Here is a 14451-nt window from a genome sequence, read left to right as displayed (position 1 = left end):
TTGTTCGTTAAAGGGCGCAGGCAGGTCGCAAACGGAATGGATGATTAGCTCAGCGGTAGAGCACTTCGTTGACATCGAAGGGGTCACTGGTTCGATCCCAGTATCGTCCACCAGAATTCGCGGGGGGCCGGCAACGGTCCCCTTATTTTAACCCAAGGCGCAACCGCCGCGCCGCGACAAGAGGAGCCTTTCAATATGAAAGTTCGCAACTCCCTCCGTTCGCTCAAGCAGCGCCACCGCGATTGCCGCGTCGTGCGCCGCAAGGGCCGTGTCTATGTGATCAACAAGACGCAACCCCGGTTCAAGGCCCGTCAGGGCTGATACCGTGTCGACAGACCAATCGAAACGGGCCGCGACCTTGCAAAAGGGACGTGGCCTTTTTCATGGCGACACCGGGAGGATCTGACTAGATTGCGCTGAAACCAAGCGGAAGATCTGGTCCCATGTCTAATCGCGTACTGCCTCCTACCGTCCTTCTTTCCATCCTGTTCGGCGCGACCGCCCTGTCCGCGCAGGACCGGCCCTGTGCCGATGCCGCCTGGCTTGGCGGGTCAGAAGACGCATCCGACATCGCGACACGCGACACTCCCGCCGAACAGATGGCACTGGTCCTGAACGCGAACACCTTCGTCGGTCAGTTCAGCGTATCGACGCCGCAGGATATCCGGGTCGAGGCTGCCGGTCGCGGCAACGGCGACCCGACGCTGACCTTGCTGGCTGCAGACGGAACAGAGGTTGCGACGGACGACGATTCGGGCGGCAACAGTTCCGCCCGGATCGAAACGACGCTGCAACCGGGTCTATATTGCGCCGTCGTCAAAAGTTTTGACGACACGCCGATGACCGCCTTCGTGCGGGTCGGACGGCAAGAGATGGAGCCGTTGACCCCCGGCATGGACGCTGCGCCCCCGACACCCGACACGGCAGATGTGGCGCAATCCTGTGCCGAGGGTCGCGATCTGGGCACGCTGGGTGATGCGCCGCTGCAATTCACCGCCAGCGCGCAGGATGCGCCCTTTGCGCGTTTCACGCTCGACGCCCCAAGGCAGATCACGGTTACAGCCGACAACGCCGAGGCCGATCCAAAGCTGGTCGTCACCGGCCCCGACGGCAGCGTGGTCGGCGAAAACGACGACTTCGACGGGTTGAACGCGCGGGTCGACGTCAGCACGGACCTGTCCGCGGGGACCTACTGCATCGGCCTTGATGCCGTCAGCGATCCCAGCCTGCCGATCGACGTCGCCGTCAGTGCCTTCGACCCCGTCGCAGCACTTGCCGCCCTCTATGCGAGAGGCGAAGCTGCCCCACCCCTCGACGGGTCCGTGCCGGTCACCGATCTGGGAAACTTGCCACCGCAGATGGTCAAGGATCTGCGCGTCGGCTCTGATACGCAATGGTTCAGCCTGACACTTGACACGCCGGGCCTGCTTTTGGTCGAGGCCATCGCCGCCGGGGCCGACGGCGACCCCTGGCTGGCCCTGTTCGACAGTCTGGGCCGGCAGATCGCACAGAACGACGATGCCGGGCATGGGACCGATGCCCGCGTGACCGCGCGGACGCAGGCCGGTACTTATCTGATTGGCCTCAGGCAGGTCGGCGAGCGGACGGGCTTTGTCCGGCTGCTGACGGAACGGTATGTGAAAGCCCCCTGATCGCCGTGACTTGTGGACGGGCCATGCGGCGCAATGCGGCAGGCCCGTCCGGTCCTCTTGCTTACCGGAACGCGTCAGTCAGCATCTGCGACACGGTGGCCTGATCCAGATAGCCGGTGGCATTGATCTGGCGGTCCCGCTGATACCGCCGGATCGCCCCACGGGTATCGCGGTCGATGTTGCCGTCGACCGTGCCGGGATCAAGGCCAAGCTGCGACAGACGCGCCTCGACCAGCCGCAGGCTGATCGGATCGAGTGCAAGCGCGCGCTCACCTGCTTGGGCCGCGGCTTTGCCTGCCTGGTTGGCATCGGCCTGTTCCAACTGGTTGATCCGCGCCGTGGCTTCGGCCCTGAATGCCCCGCGCGGCTGTTCCGACAGATAGGCCCTGTAGGCACCGGCGTTGTCGGTGCGCACGGCGCGATCCCAGGTTTCCCGGTCCGACTTCGCTGCAGCGGTGCGATTACGTTTCTGGATCGTATCGAGGCTCTGCCGCGCCTCCGCGGCGAATGCGCCATCGGGATAGCGATCCAAGTATGAACGCAATCCCGCCTCCGTGCCGGTACTACCGGTCTGGCCCCAATAGGCCCGGTCAGCGCGTTGTTCAGCCGCGCGCCGCGTCTGCGCTTCTGCTTCCAGTTGAGCCGACCGATTGGCAGCCTGCTGATCGATCAGCGATATCTGTCCCGCGGCAAGATAGCCGGACTGGTCTACGCCATTCTTGCCTTGCCCAGGACTTTACGGCCGCACGCGTGCCGGGACCGAAAATACCGTCGATGCCCCGCGTGTCATAGCCCAGCACCTGAAGATCGCGCTGGATTGCGCGACGCGCCTCCAGCGGCAGGTTCAGCGCATCCTCGACCTGACGGTAGGCGAGGTTCGGATCCCGCAGTTCGGTCAGCCGCTGGACCGCAGCGGCGGCGTGGGGCCCGTCGGGATACCGATCAAGGTAGCGCGTATAGGCCGCCTGATCGTCCACGGCGCGGGTCTGGTCCCAGACCGTCGCCTCTGTCACACTGCTTGGCACAGTGGAGACGGGAGGCGCGGACGGGATCGGACGCGACAATCCCGGTCGGGCATTAGCCTCGATCAGCACAAGACCGGATGGCATGAAGCCCGATCCGGTCAGATCGCGGCTGCCCCGCACGCCGGCGATCACGTCGCCGCCCGGTGTCGCGATGACCCGGGATAACAGGTCGTTTGCAGCGGCGACGCTGCCTTGAACGACGGTCACGCCGCTGGGAATATCCAGATCCCCGATCCCGTTGCGCAGACCGTTTCCCATGTCGCCGTCGGATCGCGTGTCGCGGCCCATGACAAGCACCGCCGCACCCGGCGTCTGTTCCATCGTGGTCAGGACAGTCTCGACAGAAATCGCACCGTTCGCCAGCGTGAAAGGTGCGGGCGTGGCGGCGTTCGCGGGCAGCAGCCATGTGCGCTGACCGTCCGTCACGAACTGGCCCGTCAGCACGACGACCAGACGATCCGCGTTGGGGGCCGCATTGGCAAAGGCATTGGCCTGCGACTGCACATCGCCAGATCCGCCTGTGCCATAGACCGAGAACCCCAGCCGCTGCAGACTCGGCACGGCATCGGTCACCTGCCCGGCCCCCCGCACGTCGCGCAGCGTGTCATAGTCGGAAATGCCGACGATCAGGGCCGCATCCTCTGCCTGCGCCAGCGATGTGGCACAGATCAGGACAGTGGACAGCAAGAGGTGACGCATGATGTGTTGTTCCTTGTTGGATCAGGTGTCGTACGTACGGCGATCCTCGATCACGAGGCCGTCGCGGGGTAATGTGCCAGGGGCATGAAGGGTGACGTCGCCGCGCAACTTCAGGATATCCTTGACCGCCGTTGACAACGCATCCGCGTCCAGATCGGTCCCCTCGATCTGCACGATCATCCGATCCGCATCGCCGTCACGGTCGGCAATGACCCGTGCACGGTCCGCCCCGGTCTTGGCAACCAGTGCGGCGACCTGTTCGGGGCGCACGAACATGCCCTTGATCTTGGTCGTCTGGTCGGCGCGGCCCATCCAGCCCTTGATGCGCATGTTGGTGCGTCCGCAGGGGGACTGACCGTCCATCACGGCACTCAGATCGCCGGTTGCGAAGCGGATCAGCGGATAGTCCGGGTTCAATGTCGTAACGATGACCTCGCCCACCTCGCCGTCCGGGACGGGATCGCCGGTGCCGGGAGTGCAGATTTCGAGGATGACACCTTCGTCCACGATCATGCCGCTGTCGGCAGCGGATTCGTAGGCGATCAGACCCAGATCCGCAGTGGCATAGCATTGCAGGCAGGCGATGCCGCGGTCCGCGTAGTATTGGCGCAGCTGCGGGAACAGCGCGCCGCCGGACACGGCGGCCTTGCTGATCTGCAACGTCACGCCCATCTCGTCGGCCTTTTCCAGAATGACCTTCAGGTAATCCGGTGTGCCCGCATAGGCCGTGACGCCGGCAGCGGCGGCGGCCTGCACCTGCAACTCTGTCTGGCCAGTGCCGGCGGGGACCACGACAGCCCCCACGGCACGCGCGCCATTCTCGAACATCGTACCGGCGGGCGTCAGATGATAGCCAAAGCAGTTCTGCACGACATCGCCCGCCCCGATCCCGCAGGCTGCGAGGAACCGGCCAAAGCGCCACCAGTCACGACCGCTGCCGCCGGGTTCATAAATCGGGCCGGGCGATTGGAAAATATGTGTGATGTTCTGCACCGGAATGCCGCCGAACGGCGGATCCGCCCGCTGCCACTCCACCAGTTGCGATTTGCGAAGAACCGGCAGGCGGATCAGGTCACCGATCTGGACCACCTGTCCACCTGCCAGACAAGACCCCGGCGAATCCTCCACCCGCGCAATCTGCTCTTGAAGGCCCGCAAGCTGTGCTGTCGCACGGGTCTTGGCGTCGCGGGTTTCCAGATCGTCGTAAGGGGCAGTCATCGTGGTCTTCCTCCTGTCCGGGTGTCGCGGCAGTGTGCCGCCCCGGACAGGTGAAAGCTAGGGATTGCACCCTTCGTTATGCAATAACGCCGGGCGGTCAGCCGATAGGATCAGGACGGTTCAGCAGAGTTGCGGCAGATGTTGACCATCGCCCGCACCATGTCAGGAGAGACTTCTGCAGCAACACCCATGTTGTCTGCACCCGTGTCAGCATTTTCCGTCGCCGTCGCGGTATCCACGGGGGCCGCGGCCGCATCGGACGAGGTCATGCTGCCGACCGCGCCACTGTCCATGCCGGCATCCGCGGGCGGCATTTCGCTTGATCCGACTGTCATCAGCGTGGCGATGGCATCCGCTTGCGCGGCCTCGTCCAGATCCAGAAACTGCGTGCAGGACAGCATCGGATTGCCGGCCCCGGTCACGGGTTGCGCCTGCGCCAGCAGCGGTGTGGCCAGCACGGTGAACAGGCCGAACAGATAGGTCGTCTTCATTGGTTGTCTCCCAAAGCGGGACCGCGGAGTGCGGTCGCATCGGTCACCAACGCGCGCACAGGCCCGGGGTCACGGGTCCGCGACACCCTGCCGCAATGGTGGCGCGGGTCCAAAACGAAAAAGGCGCGCGCCCCTGGGGGCGCGCGCCATTTGGCATCAGTACAGTCAAAGATCAGTTCGCCGCATTGCCGGAGTTCCCGCAGATCGTGACAAGCGCCAGCACGATGTCGGAGGATGCATTGTCCATGCTGCTGCCCGTCGCCGTGCCAGAGCTGCTGTCAGCCGACATGGTTGCGCTGCTGTCGGTCACGGTGCTGCCGTCGGCAGGCGTAGTCGCATCGGCCGTGACGGTGCCAGTGTCCGTCGCGGCGGCGCCACCGGTCGCCATGCTACCGTCTGCGGTAGCCGTCGCACCGGCCGTGCCGTCAGCTGGCATGGTCCCATCCATCGTGGCGCTGCCGTCCGCGTTCACAGTTGCGTCGGATTCCGTCGGCGCCGCAGCGCTGTCCGTGGCCAGCGTCCCGGTCGGCGCGCTGGTGTCTGCAGCGGCTGCGGATGTGCTGCTGTCCGTCGAAGCAGGCGCAGGGCTGGAGGCCGTCACATCGCTGCTGCCCATCGCATTGTCGCGCCCGGCAGAGGCGAGCGTCTGCGCACTCATCTCTTGGTCCGCAGGCGCCAGCGCCATGAACTGTTCACAGGCCATCATCGCGCCGTCGGAATGGGCCGCAGCAAAGGCCGGCACAGCCGCGACAGACATCGCGACAGCGCTGATGCCGCGTAAAAGGGTCATTTTCATTTCAGGGTGCTCCTCACCAGATTGCACGCAGCAACGGCTGCCATGTGCATATCCAATGCCAAACACGCAACTTAGTTTCTTAAATCAGATCAAGAAGGCAATAATCAGCCGGCACCTTCAAGCCAACCAGCGCTTGCGCCGGCGATAGCTGCGCACATCGCGAAACGATTTACGGCCCTCCTCGGACACTCCCAAATAGAATTCCTTCACATCGGGATTCTCGCGCAGGTCCGCCGCAGGCCCCTCCATCACGACCCGCCCGCTTTCGAGGATATAGCCATGATGCGCAAACCGCAGGGCGACATTCGTGTTCTGCTCGGCCAGCAAAAAACTCACGCCTTCGCGCTCGTTCAGATCCTTCACGATGCCAAAGATCTCTTCCACCAACTGCGGCGCCAGCCCCATGCTAGGCTCGTCCAGAAGGATCGTTTCGGGCTTGCTCATCAATGCACGGCCAATCGCGCACATCTGCTGTTCACCGCCAGAGGTGTATCCGGCCTGGGATTTGCGCCGCTCGCGCAGCCGCGGAAAGTAGTTATAGACCATCTCAAGGTCGGCACTGACCGCAGCCTTGCCCGCAGTGCGCGTATAGGCCCCGGTCATCAGGTTTTCCTCGATCGTCAGATGCTCGAAGCAATGGCGCCCCTCCATGACTTGGATGACACCGCGCTTGACCAGTGCCTCGGGTGACAAGTCCTGCACCCGCTCGCCACGATAGGCGATCGTGCCTTTGGTCACCTCACCGCGTTCGGAATGCAGAAGGTTGGAAATGGCCTTCAATGTCGTCGTCTTGCCAGCCCCATTGCCCCCCAGCAGCGCCGTGATGCCGCCCTTGGGCACCTTCAGGCTGACGCCCTTCAAGACAAGGATCACGTGGTTGTAGATCACTTCGATATTGCTGACCTCCAGCAAGGTCTCGGTCTCGGCAGTCTCTCCCATGGCGCGGCCCTGTCCTCGCTTTTTCAGAAATACTCGAAAATTCGGGTGGCCCCGTGGGGCCACCCGCGATGGTTCAGAGACAGCCCGGCGTGATGTTGTTCTCGGATGCGTAAGCTGCCGCATCCTCGGCGATCAGCGGGTCGATCACGCTCTTGTCCGGCGTGATGAAATCCGTCAGCGGCACCCAGACCTTGTCGGCCGCGTTCCACTGCTGAACCAGACCTTCGCCGGACCCGGAATGGTTCTGGCAATTGACCGAAAACTCCGGCCCGATGCCTTCCATGCCCAGTTCCGTCATGCGGGCATTGGTGATCTCCAGCGCCTCCATGCCGGCGCGCATCTGGGCGGCGGTGATCTGGGACGTGCCCGCCAGTTCCTGTGCCTTGGCGATCGCCTCTGCGGTCAGCATCGCGTTGTACATGCCGCGGATATACAGCACCTGACCGATATTGGACCCGTCGCCGGCCCCGTTACCCGCGTCGATCACCTGCGTCTTGATTTCCTGCAGCACCGGATAATCCTGCACCCGGTTCATGTTCAGCGCCTTGTACCCGTCCGCGGCCATGCCAGCGGGCAGCACGTCGGGTTCAGCCCCGGCCCACCAGTTGCCGATGAACTGGTCCATCGGATAGCCCACGTTCGCGGCCTCCTGGATGGCGACCTGATTCTGGACGCCCCAGCCCCACATGATGACATAATCGGGACGCTCGCGGCGGATCTGCAACCACTGCGACTTCTGCTCCTGGCCCGGCGGGTCGACGGGCAGCTGCGTCAGGGTAAAGCCGTGCTTGGACGCCAAGGCTTCCAGCGTGCGGATCGGTTCCTTGCCGTAGGCAGAGTTGTGGTAGATCAGCGCGATCTTCTTGCCGGACAGATCGTCGCCATTCTCGCTCAGCAGGTAGTTGATCGCGACGCTGGCGGCGTCCCAGTAGGTCGCCGGATAGTTGAAGACCCAGGGAAAGGTCTCGCCGGCCGCGGCGGACGTCCGGCCATAGCCAAGCGTATGCATCGGGATGCCATCGGCGCTGACCTTCGGGATCAACTGATAGGTAATGCCTGTCGACAGCGGCTCATAGACCAGCGGGCTGTCGCCCTTGGTCGCCTCGTAGCACTCCACACCCTTTTCGGTGTTATAGGCCGTCTCGCATTCGTTGATGCGGATCATCTCGCCGCCGATCCCGCCGTCGCGGGCGTTCAGCAGGGTCAGATAATCCTGATAGCCGTCGGAAAACGGTGTTCCGTTGGCGGCATAGGGCCCGGTCCGATAGCTCAGATCAGGCACAACCAGTTCGGCAAACGCCGGCCCGCTGGCCACAAAGCCGGCCAGGGCCGCCGTGGCAAAGGTCTTCATCTTCATCTCAAGTCTCCTCCCAAAGATTGATCGTGAAAGCCGGGGTGGACCCCGGTCGGCCCCGGCGGCACCGTCGCCGCGCGGTATCAGTATGGAAATGGCCACAGACGCAGCTTCTCCTTTGCGACGCGCCACAGTTGCGCCAGCCCGTGCGGCTCCTTGATCAGGAAGAACATGATCAGACCGCCCACGGTCACCAGCTGCAGGTGCGCGACCGTCGAACTCGGCCAGCCCAGAATATCGACACCCAGCACCTTGAGGGCCACGGGAAGCAGCACAAGAAAGGCTGCGCCGGCAAAACTGCCGAAGATGCTGCCAAGCCCCCCGATGATGCACATGAAGAGCACGAGGAACGATTTCTGGATGCCAAAGGCCTCGCCCACCTCGACCGCACCCAGATAGACGGCAAAGAACAGCGCGCCCGCGATTCCGATAAAGAACGACGACACGGCAAAGGCAGACAACTTGGCGGTCAGCGGGTTCACCCCGATGATCTCGGCTGCGATATCCATGTCGCGGATCGCCATCCAGCGGCGCCCCACACTGCCCCGCGTCAGGTTCCGCGCCAGCAGCGCGCAGAGCGTGACAAAGAACAGGCAGATCAGGTATTGCGCCGCGGGGGCCGTCCCGGCTCCGGTCACGGCAAAGCCGCCCACAAACCGTTCCGGCGCGGAAATCTGGCCAGAGGCGGAATAGTTGTAGAACCACGGCACCTTGTTAAAGAGCCAGACCAGAAAGAACTGCGCGGCCAGCGTCGCCACAGCCAGATAGAACCCCTTGATCCGCAGGCTGGGCAGACCGAAGGCCGCCCCGACCGCTGCCGTGATGAACCCGGCCAGCACGACGTGGATCAGGATGCTGACATCCGGAAACGCAGTCATCAGCTTGTAGACGCTGTAGGCCCCAACGGCCATGAACCCGCCCGTCCCCAAACTGACCTGCCCGCAATACCCTGTCAGAATGTTCAGACCGATCGCCGCGATGCTGTAGATCAGGAACGGGACCAGGATCGCGTTCGCCCAGTAGTCGTTGATGACGAAAGGGATGACCAGCCAGGCCACCGCCAGAACCACCCAGTACCGCCAGCGGTCGAACTTGATCGGGAAGGTCTGACTGTCCGCCGCATAGCTCGTCTTGAAATCGCCGGCCTCACGATAGAGCATCGCATCCTCCCAAAATCGTGCAAAGGCCCTGCGTGGCCGGGTGGGCGGGCGTCGTGAGGCGCAGCCTCACGCGGGCGCACAAGCGGTCACACACGTTCAATGATCCGCTCCCCGAACAGGCCCTGCGGGCGGAACACCAGAAAGATCAGCGCCAGCACATAGGCGAACCAGTTCTCGGTCGCCCCCCCCACCATCGGCCCGATCATGTATTCGAATAACTTCTCGCCCACACCGATGATCAAGCCCCCGACGATTGCGCCGGGGATCGACGTGAAGCCGCCCAGCATCAGCACCGGCAGCGCCTTCAATGCGATCAGGCTCAGGGAAAACTGCACCCCGGATTTCGCGCCCCACATAACCCCTGCAACCAAGGCCACCATCCCCGCCAGCGACCAGACCAGGACCCAGATGAAGTTCAGCGAAATGCCAACCGACAGCGCCGCCTGATGATCGTCGGCCACAGCCCGCATCGCGCGACCCTGCTTGGTATATTGCGCGAACACGATCAGCCCGGCGACCAGAATGGCGGCCACGATGCTGGCCGTGATATCCAGCTTGTCGATGAAGAACCCGTAGAAATCCTCGCCGCCCAGATGGGCCGATACGGTCTCGACCCACTGCGATCCGCCCTGCGGGATGCCAACGTCCAGCGTCTTGATGTCCGACCCCCACATCAGGTCGCCAACACCTTCGAGGAAATAGGCAAGGCCGATGGTCGCCATGAACAGGATGATCGGCTCCTGCCCCACCAGGTGGCGGAACACGAAGGTATGCACCATCCAGGCAAAGACGATCATCACCACAAGCGTCAGCACAATCCCCAACAGCGCAGGCACCGTCCAGCCAAAGGTGTGAATATCCGTTCCGAAGGTCGCGTTGATGATATGCGCAAAGGGCACCTGCCCTTCCATGATCCCGACCAGAGTCAGCGCCGCGAACAGCGCCATGACACCCTGCGCATAGTTGAAGATACCTGAAGCCTTGAAAATCAGCACGAAACCAAGTGCCACAAGCGCGTAAAGCACCCCGGACATCAGCCCGTTGATCATCACTTCGACCAGATAGAGAAAATCAGCGGACATGGATGCGCTCCTCAGTCATGGGCAACTCCCAGATAGGCATCGATCACCTCCTGATTATTGCGGACGTCGTGGGGCGTGCCGTCACCGATCTTGCGGCCGTAATCCATCACCACGACCCGGTCAGACAGGTCCATCACCACACCCATATCATGCTCGATCAGCGCGATCGTCGTCCCGAATTCGTCGTTCACATCAAGGATGAAGCGGCTCATGTCCTCCTTCTCCTCGACGTTCATGCCCGCCATCGGCTCGTCCAGCAGCAGCAGCTTCGGCTCCGCCGCCAGTGCCCGCGCCAGTTCGACCCGCTTCTTCAACCCGTAGGGTAATCGCCCGACCGGAGTCTTGCGGATCGCCTGAATTTCCAGAAAGTCGATGATCCGTTCGACCACGGCGCGGTTCTCGACTTCTTCGCGCTCGGCCCGCCCCTTCCAGATCATCTGCGACAGGAGGCCGGTCTTCATGTGGGTCAGGCGGCCCGTCATGATATTGTCCAACACCGACATCCCGTCGAACAAAGCGATGTTCTGGAACGTCCGTGCAATCCCCAGCCGCGCGACCTCATAGGGCTTCATCGCAGGCCGCTTCTCGCCCCGGAACCAGACCTCGCCCTCCTGCGGGTTGTAGAAGCCCGAAATCACGTTCAGCATCGACGACTTGCCCGCCCCGTTCGGCCCGATAATCGCCCGGATCTCGCCCTCGCGGATATCAAAACTGATGTTCTTGATCGCCTCGACACCGCCGAACCGCAGGGTGATCCCGCGCATGTCCATCAACACCTCGCCAATCTGACGGCCATCGGCGGTGACATAGGGCACACCAGTATCCTTCATGCGCGCTGATCCCCTTCATCTGGCAAAACAAGCGTCTCCCCCTGTGATTTGGCGTAGCCAAATCCACCTGAGAGGCATGGTTTTCCGCGAAAAACCATCATTCGGCCGCCATCCGCGCCGTCTCGACAACCTTCGCGTCGCGGATCGCCAGCGTCGCCTTGATCGCGCCCTTGCGGCCGTCCTCGTAAGTCACTTCCGTTTCGGTATAGACCTCCGCCGCCCCACCGTAGAGCGCCGCAATCAAATCGGCGAACTTGTCACCCACGACCGCGCGGCGCACCTTGCGGGACCGGGTCATCTCTCCGTCGTCGGCATCCAGTTCCTTGTGCAGGATCAGAAAGCGGTGGATCTGACAGGCAGCCAGCATGGGGTCCTGTGCAATGCTTTCGTTGACCGCGTTCACATGCCCTTCGACCAGATCCAGAACGCGCGGGTGCTGCGACAACTCCTGATATGACGAATAGGCGATATTGTTGCGCTCTGCCCAGTTCCCCACCGCATTCAGGTCGATATTGATGAAGGCGACGCAGCTTTCGCGTCCGGCGCCGAACACGACGGCCTCAAGGATGTTGGGGTAAAACTTCAGTTTGTTCTCGACATATTTTGGCGCGAACATCGCACCAGACGCCATTTTGCCCACGTCCTTGGCGCGGTCGATGATCCGCAGATGCCCGCTGCCCTCTTCGATGAATCCCGCGTCGCCTGTGGCAACCCAGCCCTCTGCGTCCTTCGTGGACGCCGTGCTTTCAGGGTTCTTGTAATACTCGACGAAGGTGCCCGGCGAGCGATAGAAGACCTCTCCGTCCCCGGCGATCCGCAATTCCACACCGGGGGACGGCACACCGACGGTGTCCGACCGGACCTCTCCGTCAGGCTGCTGGGTGATAAAGACCGTAGCCTCGGTCTGACCGTAAAGCTGTTTCAGATTGATGCCGAGGCTGCGGTAGAAATCGAAGATCTCAGGCCCGATCGCCTCTCCGGCCGTATAGCCCACGCGCACGCGGGACAGACCCAGCGTATTTTTCAGCGGCCCGTACACCAGCAGATTGCCAAGACCATAGCGCAGCCGGTCCAGCGCACCCACAGGCTTGCCGTCCAGCAAGGCGGGGCCGACCCGGCGGGCGATGGCCATGTAATGATCAAAGAGCCATTTCTTGAACCGGCCCGCATCCTCCATCCGGATCATCACGGTGGTCAGCTGCGTCTCGAACACGCGGGGCGGAGCAAAGAAATAGGTCGGACCGATCTCCCTCAGGTCGGTCAACATGGTGTCGGCGCTTTCGGGGCAGTTCACGCAAAAGCCGGTCCACATCGCCTGCCCAACGGAAAAGATGAAATCCCCGACCCAGGCCATTGGCAGATAGGCCAGCACTTCGTCGCCCGCGCGCAATCCGTCGAATGTGGCAGAGTTCTTTGACGTCTCGATCACGTTGCGGTTCGACAGCACGACGCCCTTCGGCCGCCCCGTCGTGCCGGACGTATAAAGCATGACGCAGGTGTCGTCATAGGTGCGGGCGTCGGTCCGCGCCTGCATCTCGGCCCGCCGGGTCGAGGCGCGCCCCCGCTCCTGCACCTCGGCATAGGACGTCATCGCCGCGTGGTCGTATCGCCGCAGGCCCCGCCCGTCGAGGTAGATCACCTGTTCCAGCGTGCTTAACCCGGCACGCGCCTCTTCCAGCTTGTCGACCTGTTCCTGATCGCCGGCGATGGCGAAGCGCGCGCCTGAATGTTCCAGCGCATAGGCAATCTCTTCGGCGGCGGCTTCCTGATAGAGCGGCACCGGAATGCAGCCAAGCTTCTGCGCGGCGACCATCGCCCAATACAGCACGGGACGATTGCGGCCGGAAATGGCGATATGATCGCCAATGGCGGCGCCCATCTCCAGCATGCCCAGCGCCAGCGCGTCGATCTCATCCGACGCCTGCGCCCAGGTCCAGCTTTGCCAGATCCCGAATTCCTTTTCGCGATAGGCAGGTTTGCTGCCGCGCTGCGCCACGTTACGGGCCAGCAGATGCGGAATCGTCACAGCTCCGGCGTCCGGCGCGGCTGGCGGCATGCAGTCTCCTCCCTCGTCCGGGTTGACCCGGATCGCCGGTGCGCCGCCTCCTCGCGCCGCACCATTCGAAGACCATACTGCGAGGTCGATCCACTTGCGTCAAATATTTTATGAACGCTCGTTCATTTAATTTCAGATCCGCACACGAAAACGGGCGGTGGCTGATGCCACCGCCCGCAGGTCATAAGCTGATCCGTGTGGATCAGTTGAAGTTGTAGACGACCGAGACGCCCAGCGAGTTCTGTGCATCGCCGAAGTCTTTGTCAGACGAGTCATCGTAAGCCGTCGTCAGCGACGTGCGCAGCGACAGCGCGTTCGTCAGCGACACGTTCAGCGCCAGTTCGTTGGTGACCAGGGTGGAGCTGTCCGAGTAGATCACGTCGGTGTCGTTGGTGACGTAGGACGTCTCGCTCAGCGAACGGTAGTAGTTCGACGAGATCGAGGCAGCCGCTTCGGAGTTGTCGCCGTTGTTGACGGACTCGGTGTAGCGGTAGCCGGGGCCTGCCTGGATCGACCACTGGCTGGTGGCATCGTTCAGGATGCGGTAACCGATACCGGCACCCACGAAGACGTCGGTGTAGTTTTCAGTGTTCGGCGCTGCATCGTCAAAAGACGCGTTCAGCTGGCCATAGCCGAAGAAACGCGGGCCGAAGTCGCGACGGTAGTCCGCACCCATCAGCAGTTCCTTGGTGTCGACGACGCCGTTGGTTTCGCTGTAGTTGTAGGTCGCGGTGACGTCGATGCCGTTCACGCCATCGAACGTGCCGTAGCGCAGGCCAAGGCCGACTTCGTAGTTGTCGTCCTTCTGCGTGCCGATCACTGCACCGGTGTTGTCCACCAGGTCACGGCCATTGTTGTCGTTCTGGGCCGTCGCGCGCAGCGCGATCGAGCCGTAGGAACCGACGACGCGGCCTTCGTTCCCGAAACGGCCAACATCGCGCGACGCATCGTTCGCAATCTGCGTCTGCAGGTCGTCGAACTGATCGTTGGCGCCGTTGGATCCATTGAAAGTGCTGGTCTGTGCAGAGGCTGCACCAGCAAGCGTAGCGGCGGCAACGGCAGCCACAAAGATGTTGACGGTCTTGGTCATGGCAAAAATCCTTTTCAGTGCGCCCGCAGCAGCGCGGGGTCTGGCAGGTAAATGCATCT

14 protein-coding genes and 1 tRNA gene are annotated in these 14451 nt (G+C 62.8%); 3 read left to right on the top strand and 12 right to left on the bottom strand.

The window, feature by feature from the left end:
- The first annotated feature begins 38 nt into the window (after window positions 1-38).
- The 3 genes from GLR48_RS07260 (at window position 39) to GLR48_RS07250 (ending at window position 1652) form a co-directional block, all read left to right on the top strand.
- Window positions 39-113, top strand: a tRNA-Val gene (locus GLR48_RS07260).
- Between the two features lie 82 nt (window positions 114-195).
- Window positions 196-321, top strand: coding sequence for a type B 50S ribosomal protein L36 (gene ykgO, locus GLR48_RS07255; protein ID WP_072857948.1), 126 nt, complete (start codon window positions 196-198; stop codon window positions 319-321).
- A gap of 122 nt (window positions 322-443) precedes the next feature.
- On the top strand, window positions 444-1652 hold the full coding sequence (locus tag GLR48_RS07250; protein WP_237060169.1) for an ABC transporter substrate-binding protein: 1209 nt from the start codon (window positions 444-446) through the stop codon (window positions 1650-1652).
- Window positions 1653-1713: 61 nt separating this feature from the next.
- Here GLR48_RS07250 and GLR48_RS07245 read toward each other — a convergent pair whose 3' ends face one another.
- The 12 genes from GLR48_RS07245 to GLR48_RS07190 all read right to left on the bottom strand — a co-directional run bounded on the left by GLR48_RS07245 (window position 1714) and on the right by GLR48_RS07190 (window position 14392).
- Window positions 1714-2196: a peptidoglycan-binding domain-containing protein gene (locus GLR48_RS07245; RefSeq protein WP_237060167.1), complete on the bottom strand. Its 483-nt coding sequence runs from the start codon at window positions 2194-2196 to the stop codon at window positions 1714-1716.
- A 58-nt stretch (window positions 2197-2254) separates the two neighbouring features.
- Complete coding sequence (locus GLR48_RS07240) at window positions 2255-3376, bottom strand: peptidoglycan-binding protein (protein WP_237060165.1); 1122 nt, start codon at window positions 3374-3376, stop codon at window positions 2255-2257.
- Window positions 3377-3397: 21 nt separating this feature from the next.
- The gene (locus GLR48_RS07235) at window positions 3398-4594 is read right to left on the bottom strand and encodes a phenylacetate--CoA ligase family protein (RefSeq protein ID WP_237060163.1); all 1197 of its coding nucleotides are present in this window, start codon (window positions 4592-4594) and stop codon (window positions 3398-3400) included.
- A gap of 110 nt (window positions 4595-4704) precedes the next feature.
- Complete coding sequence (locus tag GLR48_RS07230; protein ID WP_237060160.1) at window positions 4705-5085, bottom strand: hypothetical protein; 381 nt, start codon at window positions 5083-5085, stop codon at window positions 4705-4707.
- Between the two features lie 172 nt (window positions 5086-5257).
- A complete protein-coding gene (locus GLR48_RS07225) occupies window positions 5258-5881 on the bottom strand; it encodes a hypothetical protein (protein ID WP_237060151.1) in 624 nt (207 codons plus the stop codon).
- A gap of 117 nt (window positions 5882-5998) precedes the next feature.
- Window positions 5999-6820: an ABC transporter ATP-binding protein gene (locus tag GLR48_RS07220; RefSeq protein WP_237060149.1), complete on the bottom strand. Its 822-nt coding sequence runs from the start codon at window positions 6818-6820 to the stop codon at window positions 5999-6001.
- Between the two features lie 73 nt (window positions 6821-6893).
- Window positions 6894-8177, bottom strand: a complete 1284-nt coding sequence (locus tag GLR48_RS07215) for an ABC transporter substrate-binding protein (protein ID WP_237060147.1) — start codon at window positions 8175-8177, stop codon at window positions 6894-6896.
- A gap of 80 nt (window positions 8178-8257) precedes the next feature.
- Window positions 8258-9334, bottom strand: a complete 1077-nt coding sequence (locus tag GLR48_RS07210) for a branched-chain amino acid ABC transporter permease (RefSeq protein ID WP_237060145.1) — start codon at window positions 9332-9334, stop codon at window positions 8258-8260.
- 86 nt (window positions 9335-9420) lie between these two features.
- Complete coding sequence (locus tag GLR48_RS07205; protein ID WP_237060143.1) at window positions 9421-10416, bottom strand: branched-chain amino acid ABC transporter permease; 996 nt, start codon at window positions 10414-10416, stop codon at window positions 9421-9423.
- An 11-nt stretch (window positions 10417-10427) separates the two neighbouring features.
- Window positions 10428-11246, bottom strand: a complete 819-nt coding sequence (locus tag GLR48_RS07200) for an ABC transporter ATP-binding protein (protein WP_237060141.1) — start codon at window positions 11244-11246, stop codon at window positions 10428-10430.
- Window positions 11247-11343: 97 nt separating this feature from the next.
- The gene (locus tag GLR48_RS07195) at window positions 11344-13302 is read right to left on the bottom strand and encodes an AMP-binding protein (protein ID WP_237060139.1); all 1959 of its coding nucleotides are present in this window, start codon (window positions 13300-13302) and stop codon (window positions 11344-11346) included.
- 202 nt (window positions 13303-13504) lie between these two features.
- The gene (locus GLR48_RS07190; protein WP_237060137.1) at window positions 13505-14392 is read right to left on the bottom strand and encodes a DUF481 domain-containing protein; all 888 of its coding nucleotides are present in this window, start codon (window positions 14390-14392) and stop codon (window positions 13505-13507) included.
- Window positions 14393-14451 lie beyond the last annotated feature (59 nt).

The sequence above is a fragment of the Loktanella sp. M215 genome, from assembly GCF_021735925.1.
Lineage (GTDB): Bacteria > Pseudomonadota > Alphaproteobacteria > Rhodobacterales > Rhodobacteraceae > Loktanella.
Note: the sequence above shows the minus strand (reverse complement) of the source record. Positions and strands in the feature narration are given on the sequence as shown.